This window comes from Methylorubrum sp. Q1 (genome assembly GCF_004683995.1).
Classification (GTDB): Bacteria; Pseudomonadota; Alphaproteobacteria; order Rhizobiales; family Beijerinckiaceae; genus Methylobacterium.
The window spans coordinates 1-25,672 of the sequence record NZ_SRHQ01000040.1; the positions used below are offsets into that span (position 1 = coordinate 1).

Annotated in this window: 22 protein-coding genes and 3 pseudogenes; 15 read left to right on the forward strand and 10 right to left on the reverse strand. The window is 67.7% G+C overall.

Annotated features, from left to right (window positions below; all coding sequences use genetic code 11):
• Positions 1-110: 110 nt before the first annotated feature.
• Positions 111-650, reverse strand: a complete 540-nt coding sequence (locus tag E4V01_RS23880) for a hypothetical protein (RefSeq protein WP_153227059.1) — start codon at positions 648-650, stop codon at positions 111-113.
• A gap of 96 nt (positions 651-746) precedes the next feature.
• On the opposite strand from E4V01_RS23880, the pseudogene E4V01_RS23885 reads away from it, so the two are divergent.
• The 5 genes and pseudogenes from E4V01_RS23885 to E4V01_RS23905 form a co-directional block, all read left to right on the forward strand.
• A pseudogene (locus E4V01_RS23885) lies at positions 747-1,256 on the forward strand (IS66 family transposase zinc-finger binding domain-containing protein); the annotation flags it as partial.
• Positions 1,257-1,367: 111 nt separating this feature from the next.
• A pseudogene (locus E4V01_RS23890) lies at positions 1,368-2,903 on the forward strand (ISL3 family transposase).
• A gap of 83 nt (positions 2,904-2,986) precedes the next feature.
• A pseudogene (locus E4V01_RS23895) lies at positions 2,987-3,244 on the forward strand (potassium transporter); the annotation flags it as partial.
• 218 nt (positions 3,245-3,462) lie between these two features.
• Entirely contained in the window at positions 3,463-4,182 is a 720-nt protein-coding gene (locus tag E4V01_RS23900) for a cytochrome c biogenesis CcdA family protein (RefSeq protein ID WP_135300081.1), read from the forward strand.
• A gap of 107 nt (positions 4,183-4,289) precedes the next feature.
• A complete protein-coding gene (locus E4V01_RS23905) occupies positions 4,290-4,904 on the forward strand; it encodes a DNA-3-methyladenine glycosylase (protein WP_060768150.1) in 615 nt (204 codons plus the stop codon).
• Between the two features lie 5 nt (positions 4,905-4,909).
• On the opposite strand, the gene E4V01_RS23910 is transcribed toward E4V01_RS23905, so the two are convergent.
• Positions 4,910-5,167: a hypothetical protein gene (locus tag E4V01_RS23910; RefSeq protein WP_060772092.1), complete on the reverse strand. Its 258-nt coding sequence runs from the start codon at positions 5,165-5,167 to the stop codon at positions 4,910-4,912.
• A 327-nt stretch (positions 5,168-5,494) separates the two neighbouring features.
• Between E4V01_RS23910 and E4V01_RS23915 the strand changes: the two genes are divergently transcribed.
• A complete protein-coding gene (locus E4V01_RS23915; RefSeq protein ID WP_060768151.1) occupies positions 5,495-5,713 on the forward strand; it encodes a hypothetical protein in 219 nt (72 codons plus the stop codon).
• Positions 5,714-5,875: 162 nt separating this feature from the next.
• Here the strand turns inward: E4V01_RS23915 and E4V01_RS23920 are convergent, their stop codons facing one another.
• On the reverse strand, positions 5,876-7,573 hold the full coding sequence (locus tag E4V01_RS23920; protein WP_135300082.1) for a methyl-accepting chemotaxis protein: 1,698 nt from the start codon (positions 7,571-7,573) through the stop codon (positions 5,876-5,878).
• A gap of 382 nt (positions 7,574-7,955) precedes the next feature.
• Between E4V01_RS23920 and E4V01_RS23925 the strand changes: the two genes are divergently transcribed.
• Entirely contained in the window at positions 7,956-9,578 is a 1,623-nt protein-coding gene (locus E4V01_RS23925; RefSeq protein ID WP_060768153.1) for an ABC-F family ATP-binding cassette domain-containing protein, read from the forward strand.
• A gap of 7 nt (positions 9,579-9,585) precedes the next feature.
• Here E4V01_RS23925 and E4V01_RS23930 read toward each other — a convergent pair whose 3' ends face one another.
• The 4 genes from E4V01_RS23930 to E4V01_RS23945 all read right to left on the reverse strand — a co-directional run bounded on the left by E4V01_RS23930 (position 9,586) and on the right by E4V01_RS23945 (position 11,699).
• A complete protein-coding gene (locus E4V01_RS23930; RefSeq protein ID WP_012605294.1) occupies positions 9,586-9,942 on the reverse strand; it encodes an MmcQ/YjbR family DNA-binding protein in 357 nt (118 codons plus the stop codon).
• Positions 9,943-9,951: 9 nt separating this feature from the next.
• Positions 9,952-10,191 carry a hypothetical protein gene (locus E4V01_RS23935; protein WP_135300083.1) on the reverse strand — a complete coding sequence of 80 codons (240 nt, stop codon included), beginning with the start codon at positions 10,189-10,191 and terminating at the stop codon, positions 9,952-9,954.
• A 217-nt stretch (positions 10,192-10,408) separates the two neighbouring features.
• A complete protein-coding gene (locus tag E4V01_RS23940) occupies positions 10,409-11,053 on the reverse strand; it encodes a hypothetical protein (protein ID WP_135300084.1) in 645 nt (214 codons plus the stop codon).
• A 10-nt stretch (positions 11,054-11,063) separates the two neighbouring features.
• Complete coding sequence (locus E4V01_RS23945) at positions 11,064-11,699, reverse strand: hypothetical protein (protein ID WP_135300085.1); 636 nt, start codon at positions 11,697-11,699, stop codon at positions 11,064-11,066.
• 107 nt (positions 11,700-11,806) lie between these two features.
• On the opposite strand from E4V01_RS23945, the gene E4V01_RS23950 reads away from it, so the two are divergent.
• Positions 11,807-12,790: a hypothetical protein gene (locus tag E4V01_RS23950; protein WP_193763291.1), complete on the forward strand. Its 984-nt coding sequence runs from the start codon at positions 11,807-11,809 to the stop codon at positions 12,788-12,790.
• Positions 12,791-12,809: 19 nt separating this feature from the next.
• Here the strand turns inward: E4V01_RS23950 and E4V01_RS23955 are convergent, their stop codons facing one another.
• Both E4V01_RS23955 and E4V01_RS23960 read right to left on the reverse strand, forming a co-directional pair.
• Entirely contained in the window at positions 12,810-13,994 is a 1,185-nt protein-coding gene (locus E4V01_RS23955) for a glycosyltransferase family 4 protein (RefSeq protein WP_135300087.1), read from the reverse strand.
• Positions 13,994-15,034 carry a glycosyltransferase family 4 protein gene (locus tag E4V01_RS23960; RefSeq protein WP_135300093.1) on the reverse strand — a complete coding sequence of 347 codons (1,041 nt, stop codon included), beginning with the start codon at positions 15,032-15,034 and terminating at the stop codon, positions 13,994-13,996. Before E4V01_RS23960 ends, E4V01_RS23955 begins: the two co-directional genes overlap by 1 nt.
• Positions 15,035-15,091: 57 nt before the next feature.
• Between E4V01_RS23960 and E4V01_RS23965 the strand changes: the two genes are divergently transcribed.
• The 6 genes from E4V01_RS23965 to E4V01_RS23990 are packed head-to-tail and all read left to right on the forward strand — an operon-like array spanning position 15,092 to position 22,010.
• On the forward strand, positions 15,092-17,146 hold the full coding sequence (locus E4V01_RS23965; RefSeq protein ID WP_135300088.1) for an HAD-IIB family hydrolase: 2,055 nt from the start codon (positions 15,092-15,094) through the stop codon (positions 17,144-17,146).
• Between the two features lie 21 nt (positions 17,147-17,167).
• Positions 17,168-18,058 carry a glycosyltransferase family 2 protein gene (locus tag E4V01_RS23970; protein ID WP_193763290.1) on the forward strand — a complete coding sequence of 297 codons (891 nt, stop codon included), beginning with the start codon at positions 17,168-17,170 and terminating at the stop codon, positions 18,056-18,058.
• A 47-nt stretch (positions 18,059-18,105) separates the two neighbouring features.
• Positions 18,106-19,254, forward strand: a complete 1,149-nt coding sequence (locus E4V01_RS23975) for a glycosyltransferase (RefSeq protein WP_135300089.1) — start codon at positions 18,106-18,108, stop codon at positions 19,252-19,254.
• Positions 19,255-19,303: 49 nt separating this feature from the next.
• Complete coding sequence (locus tag E4V01_RS23980; RefSeq protein ID WP_135300090.1) at positions 19,304-20,245, forward strand: glycosyltransferase family 2 protein; 942 nt, start codon at positions 19,304-19,306, stop codon at positions 20,243-20,245.
• Complete coding sequence (locus E4V01_RS23985) at positions 20,242-21,297, forward strand: glycosyltransferase family 4 protein (protein WP_135300091.1); 1,056 nt, start codon at positions 20,242-20,244, stop codon at positions 21,295-21,297. The genes E4V01_RS23980 and E4V01_RS23985 overlap by 4 nt, the downstream gene beginning before the upstream one ends.
• Positions 21,298-21,341: 44 nt before the next feature.
• Positions 21,342-22,010 (forward strand): class I SAM-dependent methyltransferase, encoded by a 669-nt coding sequence (locus E4V01_RS23990; protein ID WP_060768166.1) that lies wholly within the window; start codon positions 21,342-21,344, stop codon positions 22,008-22,010.
• Positions 22,011-22,102: 92 nt separating this feature from the next.
• Here the strand turns inward: E4V01_RS23990 and E4V01_RS23995 are convergent, their stop codons facing one another.
• Positions 22,103-23,182 (reverse strand): TonB-dependent receptor domain-containing protein, encoded by a 1,080-nt coding sequence (locus tag E4V01_RS23995; protein ID WP_245517685.1) that lies wholly within the window; start codon positions 23,180-23,182, stop codon positions 22,103-22,105.
• Between the two features lie 1,162 nt (positions 23,183-24,344).
• On the opposite strand from E4V01_RS23995, the gene E4V01_RS24000 reads away from it, so the two are divergent.
• Positions 24,345-25,454 (forward strand): HD domain-containing phosphohydrolase, encoded by a 1,110-nt coding sequence (locus tag E4V01_RS24000; RefSeq protein WP_135300092.1) that lies wholly within the window; start codon positions 24,345-24,347, stop codon positions 25,452-25,454.
• The last annotated feature ends 218 nt before the right edge of the window (positions 25,455-25,672 follow it).

The following is a 25,672-nucleotide window of genomic DNA, read 5'->3' on the forward strand; positions in this document are numbered from 1 at the left end:
ATTCAAGAAATTTTTTAATCATAAACTATACATGATATATTTACTGTAAATTTCCACCAGCAAAATAAATTATTGACTTTTACCTAATTATATTTTATGAAATTACCATTCTATAAGCATTTTGTCTCTTTTTCATGTATAAATTTTAATAGCGAATTTGCGAGGGAGCGATGCCTTAAATTTTTTGAATTTGAATTTGCCACACTTATAAGCTTCTCCAAAAATTTCTCACCATGAGTTTCAATGTATATAGCAGCTGATTCCCAAATTCTGTAATAAGAATCTCGATTTTTGGCCAAATGCATCTTTGATTCTTCGAAGATATTTTTTTTAGATAACGCAATACAAAGTCGAAGTCTTCCTTTTATTATCCAAGATTTGTTATTTTTTACTAAAAACAAAATCTCATCTGTAAATTCATCTATAGCGTCGAGTGTTATTATGCAGTCCAAGGCTTCTGCGACGATTACATCAAATTGATTCGCCAATCCGTATCTAATCAACCCTAAGTCCAGCTCTTCCATATTTGATATTTTTTCTTCGTATATTTCCCACTGCCTATGTAGTTCCTCGGCAAGCCTATCTGCCTCGCTAAAATTCATATCATCATGACTGTCCATTTGAACCTCCATTTTTACAGAGAACTGCATGTCGAGTCTGATTGTGGGCGCATGCCACAATTATACAGCCACACATAAGAAATTCCCCCCCCTGCGCGGGTCGGGTTTCGCTGATTCCCTCAATGGATGGGTCGCAGCGATCTTGAGCGATTGAGCCGCGAGGCACTGATCGCGCTGGTGCTGCGGCTGCAGCGTCCAGAGAAGACCTCGCGCACGTCCTCGAAGCCGCCAGCGACCGAGCGCAAGGAGCGGCGCGAGCAATCCAAGCCCGGCGGGGCCAAACCCGGGCACGAGGGCCCACGAGGACCATAGCCGGGTGATGAGCGACAATCCCGACGCGGTCGTCGAGCATCGGCCCGACCGCTGCGCGTGCTGCGGTGGAGCCCTGCACGGCGATCTTTCCGCCGAATGCGTCAGCGTCTCCGAGCGGATCAAGTTGCCGGAGGTGGCGCCGGTCGTCACCCAGCATCGGCGACTCGTTGTGCAATGCCCGACCTGCGGCGCGCGGCACGCCGTTCGGCCCGCGGCTGCATGCTGTGGCGACGTATCTCAAGACTTTCAAGGTGCTGTCCTACGAGCGGCTGCATGGCGGCCTTGTCGGACCTGTTCGGTCTCACCCTCAGCCAGGTTGGGCTGTGTTTAGGCGTGGAATAAGGGTTCTTCCGCACTTTCGATGCTGAGCGGTGGTTTGGGCGTTGATTCGCATGGTGGCCCGAGGGCAGCGCGATGCCGATCTCGAACCCGTCGATGCCGTCGGTCCCGGACGGCCTGCACGTCGATGACCTGACGCTGGATGGAACGGGGCTGCTGATCACCGCCCGGACCACGGCGGCCCAGGCGTCCTGTCGGGTCTGCGGGCGTGCCTCAGTGTGGGTGCACGGCAGGTATTGGCGGACGTTCAAGGACCTGCCCTGGCAGGACCGGTCGGTGACGTGGCGGGTGCAGGTGCGCCGCTTCGGCTGCGGCTATTGCCCGGGGCGGATCTTTGCCGAACGCGTGCCGGGGGTGGGTGCGCGCAAGGCGCGCCGCAGCGACCGGTTGGCCGAGGCGCAGGCCGACATCGACATGGTGCTGGGTGGTGAGGCCGGCGCGCGGTTGTCGCGGCGGCTGGCCATGCCTGTCAGCGGCGACACCGTCCTGCGCCTGATCCGTCGTCGCGGGACCGTACCGTCTCCGCCGCCGCGGGTGGTCGGCATCGACGATTGGGCGTGGCGGCGCGGCCGGTCCAACGGCACCATCGTGTGCGACCTGGAGCGGCGGCGCGTCATCGAACTGTTGCCCGGCCGCTCGTCGGCACCGGTGCGGGACTGGCTCACCGCCCATCCGAGCGTGACCGTCGTCAGCCGTGACCGTTCGGGACCCTAGGCCGAGGCCGCGCGCACGGGAGCACCGACGGCGACGCAGGTCGTGGATCGCTGGCACCTGTTGGTCAATGCTTCCGAGGCGCTGCGCGGCATCGTCGAGCGGCACCAGTCCGAGATCCGGGACGTGGCGCATCGCCTCGTGCACGCCTCCTCCGATGGCCGCCATACGACGGAGAGCGCGCCAACGTCGGAGGTGCATAACCCACGGCGGGACCGCTGCGAGACAGCCTTGCGCTTTCACGGCGAAGGAATGCCGACCAAAGAGATCGCCCGCCGTATCGGCGCATCCCGCAACACCGTGCGCCGCTGGGTTCGAGCCGGCCGGTTCAGGCCCTACCGCCGAGCCCCAGGTCCGAGCCGGCTCGACCGTCATCTCCCCTTCGTCGACACATGTTGGCAGGAGGGCAAGCGCAGCGCGACCGTTCTTCATCGCGAACTGCGCGCCCAGGGCTTCACGGGCGGCTACGACATCGTCCGACGCTGGGCTGCGCGACAGCGATCAGGGGCGTCGGTCAGACCGGCGTCCGCTCGGATCCCCTCGACACGGCGCATCACCCGATGGCTGACCGGCGATCCGGCGACGCTGCTGCCGGAGGATCGCGCCTTCTCCGACGCACTCTGCGTCGCTGCCCCGAAGCTCAGGCAAGCCGTCGAGAATGTGCGGGCCTTCGCCGATCGCCTGCGCAAAGGAGATCCGGCAGGACTGACGCCTTGGCTCGAGGCCGCAGGCAAGACCGATCTCAGCGGCTTCGTCACCGGGCTCCGGCAGGACGAGGCTGCCGTACGCGCGGCCATCGTCGAGCCCTGCAGCAGCGGCCCCGTCGAGGGACAGGTCAACCCGCTCAAACGGATCAAGCGGAGCATGTACGGCTGCGCGAAGTTCGATCTTCTGCGCCAGCGTGTCCTCCATGCCGCCTGAAGTCGACCCGTAGAGCTTGGCCGAACGGAGTCTCGCCAGCACCGAAAGTGCGGATGAACCAGAATTGGACGCCTAAACACACCCGTGACCGCGAGCACGCAGTGGAACTGATCGAGGCGGGCGTCGCCTACCAGATCCGCGAGACGCTCGAATCCGCCTTCGCGCTGGGTGAGCAGGCGCTGCTGACGATCGGGGCCGACCCGGACGCGGCCGGCGAGATCATGGCCGAGGATCGCCGGCGCGACGCGGAGCGCCTCGACCTGCAGGTCGTCGGCGGCCTCTATGCCGGCCGCGAGCTGCTCCGTGGGAATGCGTCCGCGCCGATGCATGGGCCCAGGTGAGCCGGGCACGGTTGAGCGGCGTGCTATGGCAGGGCGCGCGGAGCGACCGGCGGCGAAGACAGAGGGCCGCCTGGGATGCGGCACCAAGGGAAGGCGGCCGGCCGATGCGGGGCACGGCGTTCGCCTGTACAGAAAGCTGGGAGACGAGGGCACCCGGCCGAGGCGATCCGGACGGCGTGTGACTGCGGACGTTTCGGGGAAGGGTTTCGAGCCGCACCATGGCCAGCCATCTCGGCCTCGCCTTCCTCGCCGGCCTCCTCTCGGTGCTGTCGCCCTGCGTGCTGCCGCTGCTTCCGCTGGTGCTCGGCGCGGCGGTCGCGGAGCATCGCCTCGGACCCTTGGTGCTCGCTGCCGGTCTGGCGCTCTCCTTCGTCGCAATCGGGCTGTTCATCGCGACGATCGGGTTCGCGCTCGGCCTCGATGGCGACCGGTTTCGCGCCATCGGGGCGGTACTGCTGGTGCTGCTCGGCATCATCCTGATCGTACCGGCGGCGCAGAGTCGGTTCGCCGTCGCGGCCGGGCCGTTGAGCAACTGGGCGGAGCAGCGATTCGGCGGGGTTTCGACCGCCGGGCTGGCGGGACAGTTCGCCGTCGGCCTCCTCCTCGGTGCCGTATGGAGCCCCTGCGTCGGTCCGACCCTCGGCGCGGCCTCCCTGCTGGCTGCCCAGGGGCGCGACCTCGGCGGTGTGGCGGTCACCATGCTGGTGTTCGGATTCGGGGCCGCCCTCCCCCTCATCGCCCTCGGGATGCTGTCGCGCGAGGTGCTGATCCGTTGGCGCGCGCGGATGATGAGCCTCGGCAAGGGGCTCAAGCTCGCGCTCGGCGTGATCCTTGTCGCCACCGGTGCCCTGATTCTGTCGGGCTATGATCGGGCGCTCGAAACCTCCCTGGTCGACGCCTCGCCGGATTGGCTGACAGCGCTGACCACGCGCTTCTGATCAAGGGGCCGCGCGGCCACTGCGGACGAGACGCGGAGGCAGGAAGACGGAGCGGCGGACCATGCCGGGCGTTTCCCGGCCGTGGTCATCGTCGCCCCAGGAAGAAGATGCTCGACGCACAGATCTACGAAAGGATGCTCGGAACGGCCGCCACGGTCGCGGAGCCGTTGCGAGCCGCCATCGCGGCAATCGGCCTGATCGAGATCGCGCCGCCCGCACATGCGAGCCTTGCCGAGCGCCTGTTCGTCGAGGTCGTCAACCAGCAACTCTCGACGAAGGCCGCCCTCTCGATCTGGACCCGGATCGAGGCGGCCGCCGCGGCCCAGGACGGGACGCCGCGCGATCTGTTCGTTCCAGGCACCGAGGTTCTCTTGCGCGGCTGCGGCGTCTCGGCGAACAAGGTGCGGGCGCTCCACGCCATCCGCGAGGCGGAGGAGGCCGGTCTGCTCGGCCCGGAACTCGCGACGTACCCGCATGCCGAGCGCTCGGCGGTCCTGTGCCGTATCCGCGGGGTCGGGCCGTGGACGGCCGACATGGCCGGCATCTTCCACTGTCTCGATCCGGATATCTGGCCCGTCGGCGACGTGGCCGCGGTCGGCGTCCTGCGACGGCTCACGGGGACAGAAGAAACGGTCGCGGTGGCCGCGCAGTTCGCGCCGTACCGCTCGATCCTCGCCCGCTACATGTGGCGCAGCCGGGACGCGGCGCCGGTCGCCGCCTGATGCCGTCAGCGGCCCGCCTCGAAGAAAGGCCGGAAATTCTCGAGCCAGCCGCGCAGCCAGAGTTCGGCCGCCTGCTTGGCTCCATCCGGCTCCTGCGCATGGCCCCAGATGTCCTCGGCGAGCGGGCTCCACCACGTCCAGAGGCGGTTCGACCCGTCATACTCGACGGTGGCGACCTCGATCGCGCCGATTCGGCCAGTAAAGCGTTGCAGAGGCACCTCGGCGATGCCGCCCTGCGTCCAGATGATCGTGTCGTTCGACATGGTGTTCCAACGCGCGTTGCACCGCACGCGTTCGCGCAGGTCCGCCGCCGATCGCCGATGATGTCGAACCGCGACGACCGCGCACATTCACGACGCGCAACGACGTTCGGACTTGACGGGATCGAACCGATCCTGCAAGCGCGCGTTGTCTGCTCATCGTCGCCGTGCGCGCGATGCGCGGCTCCACAGGAACTTCCGACCCCAATGCCCGACGACAGTAGTCGATCGACCACGCCGCCTTCGGCCACCCGCGTGTTCTGCGCCTGATCGTCTGATCCGGCTCACCCGCGACCGGCCTTGGCGGCTGGTCCGACAAAAAGGTGAGCCATGACTGACTCCAATGTCATTTCCCGCCGTGCGCGCTCTCGCGCGGCGAAATCCGGCGGTAACGGCAGCGTAGTGCTCGTTGTGGCGCTGATGATGGCGCTCGTCTTCGTGCCCGTACTGGCCCTCCACGCCGCAGCGCTTTCGGGCGCGGTGAGCGGCGACGAGGTCCGGCCTGACGAAGTGGCCGCTGCCGTGACTCATAAGAAGGTACCGGGCTGAGGCACCATCCGATCGGGGGTTCCGGCGCTCGGTGGCTTCTTTCGAAACCCGCTCGACGAACGAAAAAAGGGGACGCCGCGAGGCGTCCCCTTTTTCAATTCGTGCGGGGTCCGGCTTGGAGCATCGTCCCGAAAGGTGGTTGCCGGCTTTCGGGACGATGCTTTAGGCCGCGCGCACCGTCGCGAGGAAGCGTGCGACTTCCGCCCGCAGATGTTCGGATTGCTGCGACAGCTCGGAGGCCGAGGCCAGAACCTGTGTGGCGGCGGCTCCGGTTTCCTCCGATGCCTGCGCCACGCCCGCGATGTTGCTGGTGACTTCGCCCGCGCCCGCGGCCGCCTGGGAGACGTTGCGCACGATCTCCTGGGTCGCGGCGCCCTGCTCCTCCACGGCGGCGGCAATCGTCGTCGCCACCGCGTTGATCTCGCGGATGCGTCCGGTAATGCCGCCGATCGCCGTCACCGCCTGACCGGTGGCGCCCTGGATATGCGCGATCTGCCCGGAAATCTCTTCCGTCGCCCGCGAGGTCTGCGCGGCGAGTTCCTTTACCTCGCTCGCGACCACGGCAAAGCCACGCCCCGCCTCCCCTGCCCGCGCCGCCTCGATGGTGGCGTTGAGCGCGAGCAGGTTGGTCTGGCTGGCGATGGTGGCGATGAGGTTCACCACGTCACCGATCCGCGCGGCGGCCTGGCTCAATTCATGGATGAGGGCGGCGCTGTGGTCCGCCTCGCCGACAGCGCGCTGCGCCATGTCCGCCGACGCACCGACCTGCCGGCCGATCTCGTGGACCGAGGCACCAAGTTCCTCCGCGGCGGCGGCCACGGTGCCGACATTGGAGGCCGCCTCCTCCGCCGCGGCCGCGACGGTGGTCGATTGGCTGGCGGTCTCGGTCGCGGTCGCGGTCATCTGCTGAGCGGTGGCCTGTAGCTCGGTGGCGGAGGACGACACCATCCCGACGACACCGCCGACGGCACGCTCGAAGCCGTCGGCCAACTCGATCATGGTGCGGCGGCGCTCGATCGCAGCGGCTTCATCCGCCACGCGCTTCAGTTCCGCCTGCTCGGCGGCCTTGCGCGCCACGAGCGCCTTGATGGCTTCGACGGCGCGGGCGACGGCGCCGATCTCGTCGCCACGGCGCGCTTCGGCGATCTCGGTCTCGACCTCGCCTTCGGCCATCCGCTGAAGCACGCGCACGAGCCGGCCGATGGGGCGCACGACCCCCACGATCACGATCACCCCAAGCAGCCCGAAGGCCAGCAGCAGGCCGGCGACCGCGATGACCGTCAGGGCGAGGGCCGCGGACGTGCCGACATCGGCGGCCTGCCGTTTGGCAACCTCGAGATCGCTGATATTCGCCGCAATGCGCTTCTGGATCGCCTCGATCGCCTTTGTCCGGACCGGGCGCACCTCTTCCGAAGAGACCTTGGCCGCCTGCTCCTTCTGATTCTTCAGCCCCAGAGCGATCGAACGCTCGACCGTCGTGAAGAAGCCGGAAATCGTCGCTTTGACCTCGGTCAGCATCGTCCGACGCGCGTCGGTATCCGCGATGGCGATCAGGTGGTCTGCGCCGGCAAACGCCCGCGCCCGCGCTTCCTCGAATTGCGTATGCTGCGCCGACAGGATCGAGGCGTCGGTCTCGATGATGATGTTCTTCTCGCTGATCACGGCTTCGTCGATGGCGAGCGCGGTCTGCATTGCGGTGATGACCCGAGCCGCGCGCACATCGACGACGTCCTGCGTCCCGCGCTGCAACTGGCCGAGCGTGTCACGCGCCAGACCGACGATGCCGGCCGCGACCAGGGCGACCAGCGCCACCGGAATGGCGAGTTTTCCGATGATCTTGAGATTTGTGAACCAGCGCATCTGTTCGCGTCCCGGGGACCGTCAAAAAGCATCCGCGCGCAGCCCTGGCCGCCTCGGATCACAATAATGTGAGGCAGGCGCGGTTAATAAGCTGCAACTCTGAGCGCGATTTGGCAAATTTAGCCAGCAACAACCTATGTTATCATAAGGTCGGTAGTTCTATCGACGTTGCTGCAGCCAGATTTGCTTCACAGAGTACGATTTCATCGCTTCTCTGCCCGCCCTGGTCTGTCAGGCGCAGGCAGCCGAAAACTCCTCGGTCGCAGGAAGCGGATCTGCCCTGAAGCCGCTCCGCTTCCGCTCGCTGCGCCCTTGGCGTAAGGCGCGGGCGCTCCTTCACCGGCACACAGCCCCCAAATTACCAATCAGGCCTCGCGGACGCATGATTCGCCTCGACAAGATCGGCAAGCAGAACGGTCGTCAGATCGTCTTCATCGAGGCGTCCGCCGCCCTTCAGAAGGGTGAGAAGGCGGGCCTCGTCGGCCCGAACGGCGCCGGCAAGACCACCCTCTTCCGGATGATGACCGGACAGGAGCAGCCCGACGAAGGGCAGGTCTCCTCCGAGCGCGGCATCACCATCGGCTATTTCAGCCAGGATGTCGGCGAGATGGCCGGACGCACGGTGGTCGCCGAGGTGATGGACGGCGCGGGCCCGGTCAGCGTCGTCGCGGCCGAACTGAAGGAGCTGGAGGCCGGTCTCGCCGATCCCGACCGGGGCGACGAGATGGAGGCGCTCATCGAGCGCTACGGCGAGGTGCAGGCGCGCTTCGAGGAACTCGACGGCTACGCGCTCGAAGGACGCGCCTACGAGGTTTTGGCCGGTCTCGGCTTCTCCCAGGAGATGATGGACGGCGATGTCGGCCGGCTCTCGGGCGGCTGGAAGATGCGCGTGGCGCTCGCCCGCATCCTCCTGATGCGCCCCGACGTGATGCTGCTCGACGAGCCGAGCAACCACCTCGACCTCGAAAGCCTGATCTGGCTCGAAGCCTTCCTCAAGGGCTATGACGGCGCGCTGCTGATGACCTCGCACGATCGCGAGTTCATGAACCGCATCGTTTCCAAGGTCATCGAGATCGATGGCGGCACGCTCACCACCTATTCCGGTGATTACGGCTTCTACGAGCAGCAGCGGGCGCTGAACGAGCAGCATCAGCAGGCGCAGTTCGAGCGCCAGCAGGCGATGCTCGCCAAGGAGATCAAGTTCATCGAGCGCTTCAAGGCCCGCGCCAGCCACGCCGCGCAGGTCCAGAGCCGGGTGAAGAAGCTCGACAAGATCGAGCGGGTCGAGCCGCCGCGCCGCCGCCAGACCGTCGCCTTCGAGTTCCAGCCGGCGCCGCGCTCGGGCGACGACGTCGCGATGCTCAAGGGCGTGCACAAGCGCTACGGCAGCCGCATCATCTACGAAGGCCTCGACTTCGCGATCCGCCGCAAGGAGCGCTGGTGCGTGATGGGCATCAACGGCGCCGGGAAATCGACGCTCCTGAAGCTCATCACGGGCACGGCGCAGCCCGATTCCGGCACGGTTGCCGTCGGCGGCAGCGTCAAGCTCGGCTATTTCGCCCAGCACGCCATGGACCTGCTCGACGGCGACCTGACCGTGTTCGAGGATCTGGAGAGCACGTTCCCGCAGGCCGGCCAGGGCTCGCTGCGGGCGCTGGCCGGCTGCTTCGGCTTCTCCGGCGACGATGTGGAGAAGCCCTGCCGCGTGCTGTCCGGCGGCGAGAAGGCGCGGCTGGTGATGGCCAAGATGCTCTACGACCCGCCGAATTTCCTCGTCCTCGACGAGCCGACCAACCACCTCGACATCGCCACCAAGGAAATGTTGATCAACGCGCTGGCGGGTTTCGAGGGCACGATGCTGTTCGTCAGCCACGATCGGCATTTCCTGGCAGCCCTCTCGAACCGGGTGCTCGAAGTCTCCGGGGACGGGATCCGCCAATATGGTGGGGGCTACTCGGAATACGTGGCGAGCACCGGACAGGAAGCGCCGGGGCTGAGAAGCTGACCGGCACTCACGGATCGAGCGCGAGACCCTCATAGCGGGCAACGAGACCGGGCGGCGCCACGATCCGCCAAGCGGTCAGCAACGCGCCGCGCAAGGTCTCCTCTTCGGCAAGGTCGAGTTCGAGGCTCGTCCAGCCACGCGCGCCCCAGGCGCCCGGCACGGGCTCGAACGCGTCCGGTTCGGCCTCCAGCCACAGGGCTTGCGCCTCGGGCGTCAGCCGCACGACCACCCGCGCCTCATCGGTCCAGAGCGTCGCGAAGATCCGCCCGCCGACCCGGTAATCCGGATGGCCCTGATGCGCCCCCTCGACCGTTTCCGGCAGCATCAGCGCGAGGGCGCGTACATCCTCGGGCAGGCAGGACATGGCCGGGCGCTACGCCCGGCTCGTCGGCGCCTGCCACGCGGTGCCCGGATGCTCGCGCACGTCGCCGTTCTTCGTACCCGTGTCGCTGTCGCTCACCCATTCGCCGGGTTCCGCAATCTCGACGATCTCGTCCTCCGGATAGGCTGCCTCGACGAACAGGCGCGCTTCGCCTTCGGCCGCGGCCCGCACGGTCACGAGCGGGCGCTCACCGCCAGCATTGCGCACCCGGGCGATGAAAAGCTTCGTCATGGCTCGTGTCCTCCCGCCACATCACACGAACCAATCAACGCCGGCGCGGCGGAAGGGATCATCGAGGGGCCCCCGGATTCTGGTCCGGCCGAGCGGTGAGCGTTCACGTCTCTCTCGGCGGCCTGCTGTTGCTGATGATGGAAGAAGGATCGCCATTTGCCAGACGCCGATCGGCTGTCACCACAGCTGGAGCGCCGTCCGGGCCGAGCTGCACGCCTCAAGCGCCGGCCCAGGCCTCGTGGACCGGTCCGCGGACGGTGTCCGGCTTGGATTCCCCGATGAAGATCACGACAGGGCCGTGAGCGGCGCGCCGGGGATCGTAGAAGTCGAGCAGGTCCGGCGCGATGTCTTGGAAGAAGTTCGGGCGTGACCCTGCCTCGCGCAGCAGATGGTCGATGACGACCTGATCGCCGTGCACGGCGTTGGGGACTGGACCGCAGGACCCGGCCGTCATCCAGCGCTCAGGCTCGGCCGAGAAGCGCTCGTAGAGCCTGGCGAGTTCGTCCCCGGTCCAGCGCAGGAGCGCGCTGGAAAGGCGGCCCTTGTGAAAGTAGTCCTCCATCGCCGCGAGGCCGGGCTCGGCCAGGGCGTCGGCCGGGCCGGTGAAGACGGTGTCGAGGTCGCAGAGCAGCGTCGTGCCCTCGGTGAGACCGGGGCGGAACGCCTCCATCTTCGCCCACCAGGCCGGCCAGGCGTGGCGCAGGGGCACGCGCTCGACGCCCGCGACATCGAGCGGCAGGTCAGTGAGGCAGAGGATCCGCTCGAAGGCCGGTGCGTGGCGGCGCACGCCGCGGGCCAGTCGCTCGACCCAGAACGCGTCGTAGCGGCCGCCGCTCTTCAGCACCGTGATCAGCGTGGACATGACAAGCGGATCATTCTGCGAGAGGGTGCAGGCGCACACGCCCGGCCGCCTGGGCTTCAGCGAACCACGCGCGCTCGGCGGCCCAGGGATGTCCGGGCCAGCCCGCGAACCCGAAGCCGTAGGCCTGCGCCGGATCGGCTGCGAGGGGGCGGTCGTTCAGGAGCGCAAGCGTCACGAGGAAGCCGGTGCTCGGGTTCGGGCGCCCGGCCGTGCGGGGCTCCAGCACAGACCGCGCCCGGTTGTGCAGGTCCTCGGAGAGGATGTGGATCGGGCGGCCGGTGGGGCGTAACAGCGCCAAGGCTTCGCGAGTCCAGCAGATCGGCTCGGGGCCGTTCTCTTCCGCCGGCAGCATCGGGAACGGCAGGATGAAGGCCTGCGCCGCCCGGACCACCGGGCGCTCGAGAAAAGCCCGGTCCGCCAGCCATTCCCGCATCTGCCCGCCGCGATTCACCAGGGCGAGGTGGGTGACCCGCGAGCCGGTGCGGCGACCGAACCCCTCCGCGTTGTTGAAGCGCACGACGCAGTCCGCTTCATCGATCACACCCGCCGCTGCGCCGATTTCCGGCGCATTGCCGACGATCGCCAGGGACGCAGTGGGGGGCAAAGTCAAGCGTTCTGCTTCGGGACGATCGAAATCGGCGGGCACTTGCGGCAGGGGCTCGGGGTTTGAAAGGTCGCGGAACAGCGAAGGTAAGGCGCCGGCCCGGCGCAACCAGAGTTTCGCCGGGATTCGAGGATGCCGCAGTGATGACCATGCGCCGATGCTTCGTCTGCGCGGCCGACATGGTCGCGCCGAGCACGCGGCACCTGATCTACCCGGATGGGCGGCGGCGGCTGTTTCCGCTCGCCTGCGCCTCCTGCGGCGTCCTGCTCGAAGGCGGGGCGGACGCATCCCGCTGTCGCGCGCATCTGGCCGAGGCTCTCGCGGCGCAGGTGTTCGTATCCGATCCGGACGCGACCTACGGGCTCGACCTCTACACCCTCCGCAGCGCTGCCACCGGGCTTGGACGCGGCGTCCGCCCGCTCGACGCCGAGGGCCGTGCAGCCCTGCGCCATCCCCATGACGGGCACGCCGCGCGTGCCGCCCTCTACACCCTCGACGCCTCGGAAGGACGTCCCGTCTCGCTCGGCCTGCTCTGCCGTCAGTCCGAGCTCGATGCGGTCCTCACGAGCCTGCCGGCGCAAGTGGGCTGGACCGACGACATCGCAATCCTGCTGGATTCCGACGTCACCCCGCCCGGCGCGGTGTCGGTCGCCGGGTTTCCGGCGGGGGCGGTGCGCGTGACCGCCCGGCCGCTGGAAGGCAACTTCGCCGCGCAGCGCAACGCGCTCCAGGCCCTGGCTCGCCATGCCTGGATGCTGCAGCTCGACGCCGACGAGACGCTCGATCCGGCGACCGGCCGCCTCCTGCCCGCACTCGCCGCACTGGCCGGGGCCGATGCAGTCCGCTCGATCGGTCTGCCGCGGTTCAACCGCGTCGATGGCGTCCTCTCGGATGTCTACCCGGACGTGCAGTACCGGTTGAACCGCAACGACGTCCGCTACGCCGGCCGGGTGCACGAGCGGCCGCAGCTCGCCGGCGGCTGGCCCGAGAGCTTCATCAGCCTCCACGGCGGGATCGAGCATCGCCTGAGCCGTGCCCATGTCGCGGGTCGCTCACGCCGCTACGAGGCCCTCGATCCCGGCCGTGGCCGCCCGGAAGAGGAGGATGCGCTGCTGCGGCCGTACCGCGACTGAATTTCGTCGGCACGGCCGGTCACCCGTGTTCTGCCGCAGCAATCGCTGCCTCGTAGAGCGCGAGGGTGTCGCGCCCGAGGCTCGCCCTGTCGAAGCGCCCGGCCGCCGCCAGAGCCCGCATGCGGTAGGCGCGGCGCAGGCCGGGATCGCGGAGGAGCGGACGCAGGGCATCCGCGAGCGCCGGCTCCGTGGCGGCCCGCGCCAGAGGGCCCGCCCCGGACGCGCCGACGAAGGCGCGGGCGCTCGCATCCTCGGCACAGGCCACCACCGGCCGGCCATAGGCCATGGCCTCCTGGTAGACGAGGCCGAAGCTCTCGTAGCGCGATGGCGCAAGCACCGCATGGGCGTCCGCATAGGCCTGTGCCAGTGCCGCCGCACCGATCCGGCCGCGGGCAGAGATGCGCTGCCGCGCCGCGTCGGGCAGATCCGGCGGCAGGTCGTCCGGCGGCACCCCGACGAGGTCGAGCCGGAAGGGCGGCACGGCGCCCGCCGCCTGCTCCGCGGCGAGGATCGTGATTGCGCCGAGCAGTGCGTCAAACCCTTTGCGCGCCTCCGCTCGCCCGACGAAGAGCAGGCGCACGGGGGCATCCGTCTCCGGATAGGCAGCGGCGCGGGCGCTGCTCAGAATCTCCGGCGGCAGGCTGAGGCCGATGACGGCGGAGGGTTGCCGCCCTGAAAGGCGATAGGCCCGCGCGATCACCGCCCCGTGCTCGGCCGTGTTGGCGATGAGGCCGGCGCTGCCACGTGCCTGGGCACGCTCCAGCGCATCGGCCGTGCGGCCGTCGAGGCGGTCTCGCAGGCCGGGGCCGGGCCCTCGGGTGAACGCGGCCGGGGTCGAGCTGCGCGTCACCAGCGGTAGGTCGCGGCGGCGGGCGAGCAGCACGGCGGGCGCGTACCAGTTCGTCGCCTCGATCACATCGAAGGGCGCTCGGGCATGGGCGGCCAGGACCGCCCGCCGGAACGCGAGCGGCGCGGCCAGATGCCCGACCGAGCCCCACAGGCGTAGCCGCGCCAGACCGCCGCCGGGTGGCAGCGCGAGTCCTTTAACCGTGACGCCGCCGACCCGTTCGCGGCCGGTGCGGTCGAGGGTGAAGACGGTCACCTCGGCGCCAGCCGCGGCGAGACTTTCGGCGATCTCGCGCGCCGCTGTCGAGAGGCCGCTCGGCGCCGGAGGATAGTCCCAGGCCAGAAGTGCGGTGCGCATCAGGCGGCGAGCAGACGGCGGTAGAGGGCGATGTAATCGCGCGCCATGCGCTCGGCGGTGAACCGCTCCTCGAAGCGGCGGCGCACCACCGCGCGGTCGAGCTGCCCGATCCGGGCCAGCGCCGCGACCGCTTCGGCCTCCGAGGCGACGACGAAGCCCGTCACGCCCTCCTCGACGATCTCGGGGACCGAGCCGCGATTCCAGGCGATGACCGGCGTGCCGCAGGCCATCGCCTCGATCATCACGAGGCCGAACGGCTCGGGCCAATCGATCGGGAACAGCAGCGCCCGGGCGCCTCCGAGCAGATCGCCTTTCGCCCGATCGTCGACGGGCCCGAGATAAGTGGCGTCGGGCCCGAGCAGGGGGCGCACGCTCCGCTCGAAATAGTCCGGATTGCCAACGTCGATCGTGCCGCCGAGCCGGATCGGCAGGCCGGCGGCGCGGGCGACGCGGATTGCGGTGTCCGGGCGCTTCTGGTCGGTCATCCGGCCGACGAAGGCGACGTGCGCGCCGGGCTCGGGCCGGAACGCGTAGCGTTCCGCGGCAATGCCATGGTGCACGACGCCCGCCCGGTTCGGGACCGGGATGCCGGCCTCCTGCGCCGCCGAGATCGCCGCGACGGGCAGATCGGGGAAGCCTGCGAAGAACAGCGCCCGGTCGAGTTCGTCCACGCGCCAGTGCACCGTCGTCAGGCTCTGGCGCCGGCGTGGGCCCAGCAGGGCCGCGTGGGCGAACTCGCCATGGCAATGAACGATATCGAACCTGTCGAGCCGCAGGCGCAGGGCCTCCAGTTGCAGGGCGTCGAGCGCCGCCGGAACCCCGGGGGGGACCTGCCGGTTCCGACGTTCCAGAGCCGCGAGGCTCGGGTGATCGCCGACGCGCGGCAAGTCTGTCGCACTGTCCGATGAGGCGAACAGCGTTACGTCTATACCTAAGCTTCGCAGCGCCACGGACAGATCGTGCACGATCCTCTCGGTGCCGCCATGGTGTTCGGGGGGAACGGGGAAAATGTTCGGAGCGACTTGGGCGACGCGGATCACGTGTTGCACCTTACTCAATACAATCGGCCTGGATCGAATCGTCACGACGAACGCCTGATGTTCGTCCTTCACATTGCCCTGCAAGGTTGCCTACGCGGCCGTGATGTCGTGTACGGCCTCACCTCCGACACCGGCGGGCATATCCGATACCTGCTCGATCTGGTCGGCGCCTCGGCCCAGGACGCGCGAATCGCGCGGATCGTGATGGCGACGCGCCGGTTCGAGGGCCCGCCCGGCCCCGACTACGCCGTGCCCGAAGAGCGGGTCTCGGACAAGGTCGTGCTCGTGCGGCTCGCAAGCGCGTCACCGGGCTACCGTTCGAAGGAGGCGATGCACGGCGAAGTCGAGAGCTTCGCCGAGAATCTCATCGCCTGGATCGGCCGGCAGCCCCGCGCGCCCGACATCATCCACGCGCATTACGCGGATGCGGCCGCGGTCGCCGGGATCGTCGAGGACCGGCTCGGCATCCCCTTCGTGTTCACGGCCCATTCGCTCGGGCGGGTGAAGGCGGCCGTAATCGGAGACGGCGCGGAGAACGACCCCGAACTCTCGCGCCGGATCGCCACCGAGGAGGCGGCCCTGGCGCGGGCGAGCCTCGTTATCGCTTCGTCGCGCGATGAGGCCGAGGTGCAATATGCCGGCTATGCCGCCTATGATCCCGGCCGCGCCCGCATCCTGCCGCCGGGCAGCGATCTCGCCCGCTTCGCGCAGAGCCGCCCGCATCCCCGGATCGACGCGGCGATCGACCGGTTCCTGCGCGATCCCGGCAAGCCGGCCGTGCTGGCGCTGGCCCGGCCGGTGGCACGCAAGAATCTGGCGGCCCTGGTAGAGGCCTATGGCGAGAGCCCGGATCTCCAGGCACGGGCCAACCTCGTCATCGTCGCCGGCACCCGCGACGACATCGACCGGCTCGACGGCGACATGGCCGCGACCATGCGCGACCTGCTTGTGCTCATCGATCGTTACGACCTCTACGGCCGCGTCGCCTATCCCAAGACACACCGCCCGGAGGACGTGCCGGCGATCTACGCCTATGCGCGGGAGCGCGGCGGCGTCTTCGTCAATCCGGCGCTCAACGAGCCGTTCGGGCTGACGCTTCTGGAAGCGTCCGCCGCTGGCCTGCCGCTGGTGGCCACCGACAGCGGCGGCCCCAACGACATCGTCGAGACCTGCGGCAACGGGCTGCTCGTCGATCCGCGTGCGCCCGCGACGATCGCCGCCGCCTGCCTGCACATCCTCACCGATGCCCCCTTCCGCGCGCGTTGCGTCGCTGGCGGCGCCCGCGCAGCGGCGGCCTATGATTGGGACCGGCACGCGGCACGCTATCACGCCCTGCTCGGCGCGCTGCTCGCGCGGAATCCGCCCCTGCGGACCCCGCGCCAACTCCTGATCTGCGATATCGACAACACGCTCGTGGGATGCGAATCCGCGCTGGCGACGTTCCGGCGCTGGCGCAGCCGCCAAACCGGGCTGGCCTTCGGCGTCGCCACCGGCCGCTCCTTTCACAGCGCCATGGCGGTGCTGGAGCAGCAGGCGAGCCCGCGACCGCAGGTGATGATCACCTCGGTCGGCTCCGAGATCTACCATCTCGACGCCAATGGCGTGACCTACACGGCCGATACCGCGTGGCGTGAGGCAATCTCGGACGCTTGGGATCGCGAGGCGGTCGGCGCAGCTCTGGGCCGTCTCGACGGGCTCGCCCCGCAGGGCCCCCTCGAGCAACGCGCGCATAAGCTGAGCTTCTTCAGCGATGAGGCGACGGCGCATCGGGTGCGCGATGGCCTCGTGCAGGCGGGTCTTCCGGCGAGCGTGATCCACAGCCACGGCCGCTACCTCGATGTCCTGCCCGCGACGGCCTCGAAGGGGACGGCGGTCGATCACGTCCGCGCCCTCTACGGCTTGCCCGAGCAGGCTGTGTTCGTGGCCGGTGATTCCGGCAACGATGTCGAAATGCTGCGCGCCCGGACGCAGGCGATCATCGTCGCGAACTATTCCGACGGCCTCGCCAGCAACGCCGCGCTCAAGCACTCCTACGTCGCCCGCACCTCGCATGCCCGCGGCATCATCGAGGGCGTCCTGCATTTTCGCCGGACCCTGGCCTATGCATCGTAAGCTCCGCTCCGGCGCATCGACGTGACCGGCGCCGCGGTTCCCCCTCCCCCGGCGAGCGTGCTCACCCTGGTCCGCGGCCGGGCCGACCGCCTGCGCAACCTCATGCGCGGGCTTGCTCGCCAGACCGTGCGCCCGCGCGAGCTGGTGATTGCCTGGATGCAGCCGGAACCGGCGCCCGACCTGCCCGATCCCGGCTGCCCGGTGCGCCACCTCCACGTGCCCGGCGAGCCGATGCCGCTTGCCGCCGCGCGCAACCGGGCGGCGGCTGCGGTCTCCGGAGATCTCCTCGTCTTCCTCGACGTAGATTGCATTCCGGGTCCGACCCTGGTGGCCGCCTATGCGGACGCCGCGGCCTCCGAGCGGGGCCTGTTCCTCGGTGACGTCCTCTACCTGCCGCCGGATGCAATCGCGGGCGGCACGGCTCCCGATCCCGCCGCGCTCGACCGGCTCGGCCGCGCTCATCCGGCCCGTCCTCCCCTGCCCGAGACCGGACTGCGGCGGGAGCCCGATGCAGGGCAGCTCTGGGGCCTGTCCTTCGCCCTGCCCGCCGCGGCGTGGCGCGCGGTCGGCGGAATGGACGAGCGTTACATCGGCTATGGCGGTGAGGAGACGGATCTCGCCGCGCGCCTCGCGGCGTCCGGGCTACCGACCTTCTGGGTCGCGGGCGCGCGGGCCTATCACCAGCACCACCCGGTCCACGTGCCGCCGCTCCAGCACTTTGCGTCGATCCTCGCCAACGCGACGCGCTTCCACGCGCGGCACGGGCGCTGGTGCATGACCTACTGGCTCGAACAGTTCCGCGCGGCCGGATTGATCGCCTGGGATGCCGAGGCCGCGGCGATCCGCGTCCTGCGCCAGCCGAGCGCGCCCGAGATCGCCGCTGCCCTGCGGCCCCAGGCCCTCTTCTCCTAGCCCGACGCCTTCGATTTCTCCCGATCCGAGCCTCGAAATCACGCGCCATGAAGAAACCCATCGCGTTCTTTGTCCATCATCAGGGCCGGGGCCATGCCAACCGCACCATGGCGGTGGCCGCCGAGTTCGCCCACGACCGTCCGGTCTCGGTGCTGACCGCCGGCCCGCACCTGTTCGAGGGATTTTCCCGCGACATCGAGATCGTGACACTGCCGAACATGATCGGCGCGGCAGTTCCGACCCCGCGCCTCTACGCGGAGCCGACGCCGCCGGTGATGCACTGCGTGCCGCTGGGGCTCGCCGAAATGCGTCGCACCATGCGCCAGATCCTCGACCATCTCGACGAGCGCGCGGTCGGTCTGTTCGTGGTGGACGTGTCGGCGGAGATCGCGATGCTCGCGCGCATCGCCAGCGTCCCCGCGGTCCAGATCCGCATGCATGGCGACCGCAACGACATCGCCCATATCGGCGCCTACGAGGCCTGCGTCGGCATGCTCGCCCCCTTCGACGAGCGGCTGGAGCAGGACGACTACCCGGCGCATCTGCGCGGAAAGACCTTCTATAGCGGCGGTCTCTGCACCAGCGTCGATCGCGTGCCGGATCGCGCCGAGGCGCGGGCCCGGCTCGGCCTCGACCCGCAGCGCGAGATCGTCGTCGCGGTCACCGGCGGCGGGGGAAGCGGTACGCCCTTCGCGCCGCTGACGGTCGCCGCCCGCGCCGCGCCCGACGCACTCTGGCTGACTTTGGGGCCGACCCACCGCGAGGGCCATGAGACCGACTTCGCCAACCTGTGCGAACTCGGCTGGGTGCCGTCGGTCACCGACTATCTCGCGGCGGCCGACATCGTGGTCGCCTCGGCCGGCGACAACACGGTGCACGAAGTCGCGCGCGTGGCGGGGCGCCTGATCGTCATGCCGGAATGGCGCTATTTCGGCGAGCAGACCCGCAAGGCCGAGGCTTTGGTCCGCCTCGGCGCCGCCGTTCAGGCGCCCCATTGGCCCGGCGACTTTCACGGATGGCGCGATCTTCTCGACCGCGCCCGCAGCCTCGACGGGACCGTCCTGCGCAGCCTCTACGCACCGGACGCGGCCACGCGCACCGCCGGCTGGCTCGAAGGGCTGACCGACGCGCTCTGGCAGGGCGGATCGGCCGGCCACGAACCGGACGCGGTCCCGCTGCGCGTCGTCGCCGGCTGAGCGACCCCTTCCGATCCACATCCCCGATTGCCGGAGCCTGTCCCCCCGCATGTCCACCGTTTCCGTCGTGACTATTGCCAAAGGACGGCCCGCCCATCTGCGCAACGTTCTCCTCGGGCTGGAACGCCAGACGCGGCCGCCCGCCGAATTCGTCATCGCCGTGATGCAGGACGCGCCCTACGACCTGCCCGAGAGCGCCTTCCCGGTTCGCCAGATCCTGGTATCGGGCTCGGAACTGCCACTCGCGGCCGCGCGCAACCGCGGCGTGGCGGCGGCAAGCGGAGAGAACATCGTCTTCCTCGACGTCGATTGCATCCCCGCACCCGACCTCGTGGCCGACTACGCCCAGGCGCTGTCCGAACTCGACGGTCTGTTGATGGGCGAGGTGCTGCACCTGCCCGAGCACGCCACCGCGGGCGACTGGCATTACGCCGACCTCGCAGCGGTCGCGGAAAAGCATTCCGACCGCCGCGGTCCGCCGGCTGCGGGCATCGAGATCTGCAATGATTACCGCTGCTTCTGGTCGCTCAACTTCGCGATCCGGCGGGCGACATTCCAGGCCGTCGGCGGTTTCGACGAGCGCTATACCGGCTATGGCGGCGAGGATACCGATTTCGGCAAGATCCTCGACCAGTGCGGCCTTCCCATCGCCTGGATGAAGGGCGCGCTCGCCTATCACCAGTACCACCCGCACCACATGCCCCCGATCCACCATCTCGACAGCGTGGTGCGCAACGCCGAGCTGTTCGAGGCCAAGTGGGGCTACCGCACCATGGGGCACTGGCTCCACGCCTTCAAGGTGATGGGCCTGATCGACGACACGCCCGAGCAGCCGATCCGCATCCTGCGCCGGCCCGACGCCGAGGATCTCGCGCTCACCGGGCAGCAGAGCCACCAGCCCTATACCAACTCCGCCTCGGTCATCCGGCATCTGGAGGCCCGCGCACGCGAACGGGACGTGCCGCCGGGCTCCGTGCCGGTGACGGCGTGAGGATCGCGCTCCTCGCTCATCTGCGCCACCCGATCGCCCCGCCCTTCGCCGGCGGCCTGGAAGCCTATACCTGGCACCTCGCCGACGGGCTGACGGCGCGCGGCCACGAGGTTGCGCTGTTCGCGGCCGGCGACAGCGACCCGCGCTTTTCAATCGACCCGGTGATCCCGGTTCATCACGAGCGGAGCTTTCCGGGGCTGGAGCATCGGGGCGACTCAGGACTGAAGGCGCATGTCGACGCGGGCTACGCCGCCGCCTGCGACCGTATTGCGACCGGCGGCTTCGACGTGCTGCACAACAACAGCCTCAGCCGTCTGCCCCTTGAGCGCCACCGCACGGCCGCCGTGCCGACGGTGACCTCGCTGCACGTACCGCCCTATGACGCCTTGCGCTGGTGGGTGCACGACAGTGTCGCCCCCGGTCACCGGATCACCGTGACCTCGCAGGCGCAGGCGCGGGCTTGGTGGCCGGACGGGCCGCCGCCCGAGGTCTCGGTCCTGCACAACGGGATCGATCCGGCGTCGTGGCCCTTTCAGGCGGACGGCGACGGCAGCGCCGTCTGGTGCGGACGCATCGCGCCGATCAAGGGGACGCATCTCGCCGTTCGAGCCGCCCGGAAGGCCGGCCTGCCCGTCACCCTGTTCGGTCCGATCGAGGAGCCGGAATACTGGGAGACGCAGGTCGCGCCACTCATTGGCGGCCCGATCCGCTACGGCGGCCATCTTGGTAGCCCGGCGCTGGCGCGGGAGATCGGCCGCGCCTCCGTCTTCCTGTTCACGCCGTGCTGGGACGAGCCGTTCGGGCTGGTGGCGGTCGAGGCGATGGCCTGCGGCCTGCCGGTGGCCGGCTTCGCCAGGGGCGCGGCTGCGGAAGTCGTCGGTGAGGCTGGCTGTCTCGTTCCGCCCGAGGACGACGCTGCCCTGTCACGGGCGATCGGCACGGCGCTGACGATCCCACGCACGGTGCCGCGTGCGCGGGTCCACCGCTTGTTCACCCGCGATCGGTGGCTCGACCGCTGCGAGTCCCTCTACGCAGCGGCCCGCGCCGGTTGAACCCTGCCTCCTGTTGATCCCCGCCTCTCTTCCGAGCCGAAGACATGACCCGACCGGACATCATCGCCGCCCTCTGGCACGGCCGCGATCCCTTCGCCGATCCCCCGGACACCCTGAGGCCCCTCGATCTTCAGGGCTGGCGCAGCGTTCACCCGTATCTGGAGGAAGCGGTGATCCGGCACCGTCCCGGCGTGGTCGTCGAGATCGGAACCTGGAAGGGAGCGAGCGCGCTCTACCTCGCTCGTACGATGGCGGAGCACGGGATCGACGGCACCATCGTCGCGGTCGATACCTGGCTCGGTGCCGTCGATCACTGGATGGACGAGCGCCTTTTCGCCGAGCTCGCCACCGAACACGGCTTTCCCAGCCTTTACCGCACCTTCCTGGCCAATGTTCTGCACGAAGGGCTTGCCGACCGGGTGGTGCCGCTGCCGCTCGACTCGGTGAATGCCGCCGAGCTGATGCGCCTGCGCGGCGTGACCGCCGACGTGATCCATCTCGATGCCGGCCACGAAGAAGCATCCGTCGCCGCCGACCTCCGGGCATGGTGGCCGGTGTTGCGGCCCGGCGGCCTGTTCATCGCCGACGATTACGACCGTCTCGGAGGAAGCTTTCCCGGCGTGACGCGAGCGGTGGACGCCTTCTGCGCCGAATCTGGCGTGAAAGGGCCCTGGTCGTTCCAAGGCAAAGCCAAGTTCGTCAAGCTTGGTTGAACCCCCCCGACATCGGCGATCCTCGCCGGTGACCTCGAGAGGCCGTTGTGCAAAAGCGCCGAACGACCGGCCGAACCGCTTGCGGCCACGCCTCAATGCGTCGCGAACTTGATGCTGATCGCGGCCTTGGCTGTCAGGCTTGGGTTCGGCAAGGCGTTGAGGTATTGCGTGTAGCGCTTATAGAATGCGTTCTGCCGAACGAAATCCGCTCTCACCCTGTCGTTGACGATGTCGGACCCGAAGAAGTCGACGAGGCCGTAGTCCTCGGTGGCGAGGATGGCGGTGCCGGCCGGCAGGTCGGTCCGCGCCTCGACGAAGGTGAAGTGGCTCGCCACCGTGAGGTTACCGTCGAGGATGCGCAGGCGCATCGTGGTGCCGAGGCGGTTCGGCGGGACGGTGACGAGCGTTTCCCCCGTCGCCCGGTCGCGCCCGTCCGTATGCGTTGCGGCGAGCGTGACGAAGCCGGCGCCCCACTCGTTGGCGCCCTCCAGTTCGACACCCCGCCGTTCGGCCTGGGCGATGTTCCGATACTGAAAGTCGCGCACCGGGATGACACAGGGGAAGCGCCCGGGAATGCGGGCGCAGATCGAGGCGGGAATGCCGGCGAGCGCGGGCACGAAGAAGGTCGGCCCGACCGACTGAATGCCGATGAATTCGTCCACCGTGTTGTGGAAGACGTTGAGCTTGGCCCGGAACACGTCGCCGGGCAGGAGCACATCGTTATACTTCAGATTGACGCTGCACTCGATGTTGTGGGCGGTCTCCGGGCGCAGGTTCGGGTTCGGCCGGATGCCAAAGGCCGGGAACGGGTGGATGCCCTGCACCAGCGTCTCGGTGATCGAGGGCGCGCGGCAACCCTCGGCAGAGGCGCCGTAGAGATGGAGGCTGCTGGAGCGGAAGCCGTCCCCCGAGAGGTCGTCATGGTCGTAGCGTAGCGCGCCGATCAACCGCAGCCAGGAACTGTAGCGGATCTCGTCCTGCACGACAGCGCCGGCGAAGCTGCGCTCGCCCGACGGCGCGAGCGCCGTGCCCTCGACGAAGACGGTGTCTGCGGCGGGGGAGTTTCCCTCGTTCGACATCACGATCCGCAGTCCCGCACCGAGGCGCCATAGGATTTCCTTGACGGCCCCGCCGATCGAGGCGATCCGCACGGCCGACGCCGAGCAGAGCACCGAGGATCGTCCGGCGCGAGAGATCCGGCGAAGAGAAATCCGGGATCATTTCGTGAGGATCAGCTCGTTGTAGCTTGTGATGCGGAGGCGATCACCGGACCGGCCGCCCTGTGAGTCGGCGCCGAACGGCGCTCGTCTTCCTGGCGTGTTTCAGGGTCATTTACAGTAATTTATGGCATATGTAGATCTTTTATATTATTATATCCATTGTGATTCTAGAATATAATCCTGTTTTATAGTGCTGAAGAAAAAATTTACGTGGTCGAGATTCTGGTATTTATTAGAATGTAAGTGGCGATGATCTTGGAGTGCGAGCGGTTGTCGATAGGCCGGTCATACAGATTCTCCTCATCTCGACCCTGGCGACGTTTGCCATCGCCACATCAATCGCAGGGCGACCGAACCCGGCGGCGCGGATCGGCGGCTTTCCGCACCAAAGCTCATCCGTGGCGATGCCGGGCGATCACGACGCGGCAAACCGAGATCGTCGTTCCGGCGGCCGGTCGTAGCCGAGGCAGGGCGTGCCCGGCCGGGCGGCGGCGTGCGGTCGGTCGATATCGAAGCTGTGCGGGACGTCGGGCAGGTGGCCACAGGCGCTTGCCGATCAAAGCGTCAGGCCGCGTGTGCCGGGCAGCCGTCATCCGTTCGGATATCATCGGAGTCCAGATATCGGGGTACGGCACACCGATGCCACGTCCTCCAACGATCTCAGGATCGCCCGCCGTTCAACTTCGAGCCGACCGTGTCCGGTCGCGATAACATCGCGGCCGCCTGCGGTGCGGATGGCAATGGAACCGCGATCCCAGAGCGTCTGCGGCATGCTAACAGAGCGTTCGACTTGCTCCGGACACGGCGCTCGTAGGCTAGATCCGCGTCAGCGCACTCGTTGTATGCGAACCGGGTTCTCTATTTTTATTTCATTGGTCTAATGAAAATAGGAAATTTATATTTATGATAAATCATGAAAATAATACATGAGAATACTGAAACACAAATTTCGTAAGCAGTGACCGTTGGACGACTGCGGACGGATGAAGTTGTTGAAATTTTTTACCATTTGATGGCTATGCGTTGGTCCGTGCGTGCCTGCCGACATGAAAATTGTACGTGATGCTTTGCATCGAGGCTCTGCAATCTCGCGTTCCGATTAGGAGATCCGAGGATGGACGCACTTCTGGTCGATGACAGCGCGACCATGCGCCTGCGCCTGCGCGGCCTTCTGGAGGCTGAGCCCGACGTGACGGTGACGGACAATGCCGATCCGGCCGCGGGGCTGCTGGAGGCGAGCATGCGCGCCTTCGACCTCGTCGTGGTCGATTACCACATGCCGGCCATGGATGGGATTGAATTCATCCAAAGCTTGCGAAGGGTCCCTCACTACAGCCTCGTCCCGATCGTCATGGTGACCAGCGATGTCGCCGACTCGGTGCGTCTTGCCGCGCTCGATGCCGGTGCGACCGACTTCATCGACAAGTCCATGCGCGGTATCGAACTCACCGTCCGGCTGCGCAACCTCATCCGGCTGGCCCAAGCCGTCCGCAAATTGGCAGAGCAGGCCACGTGGCTCGATGGCGAGGTGGAGATGGCCCTGCGCCATTTGCGCGAGCGCGAGGAGGAAATCATCTTCCGCCTGTCGCTTGCCGTCGAATATCGTGACAACGACACCGGTGATCACACGTGGCGCGTGGCGCGCTACAGCCAGATCGTGGCCGAGGCCCTCGACCTCGCGCCGGATGTCTGCCGGAACCTGTATCTCGCAGCGCCCCTGCACGATGTCGGCAAGGTCGCGATTCCGGACGGAGTGCTGTTGAAACCGGGTCGGCTCGATCCGGAGGAATTTTCGCTCGTCAGGACCCATGCCGCGATCGGCAAGCGTATTCTCGGCGATAGTTCATCCGAGCTGATCAGCCTCGCTGCCGAAATTGCGGAATCGCATCACGAGAAGTGGGACGGCAGCGGATATCCGCAGGGGCTTGCGGGGACCGATATCCCGCTGTCGGCCCGCATCGTTGCCGTGGCCGACGTGTTCGATGCCCTGACGACGCAGCGTCCCTACAAGGGAGCCATGCCGTTCGAAGAGGCTTTGGACTGCATTCGGGCCGAGAGCGGACGGCATTTCGATCCCGCCTGCGTCGAAGCCTTCTGCGCCCGGTGGCCGGATATCCTCATCGTGGGAGGGCAGAATGACGTGCTCAGTCGTCTGCACAACCAGCAGGCAACGGAACCGTGGGCGCGCGTGCCGACGTTGCTTCGCGAGATCGCCAAGTCCTGATGGATGGCCGGCTGCCGGCGTTTCGCCACGCAGCGCCGCTGACGCCCGTTCCCCGACACGGGTAGCGTCCCGTTCGCCCGAACCTCTAGTCGGCGCGGGGGCGTCCGGCGCCCCGCGAAAAGGAGGCGCCGAGAGGGATGACGATGGACCAAGCCAAGCCCAAGGCACGGGTCAGGATCGCCCGGGCGGGCGCGGGACGGCCGGGCTACGTCACGGTC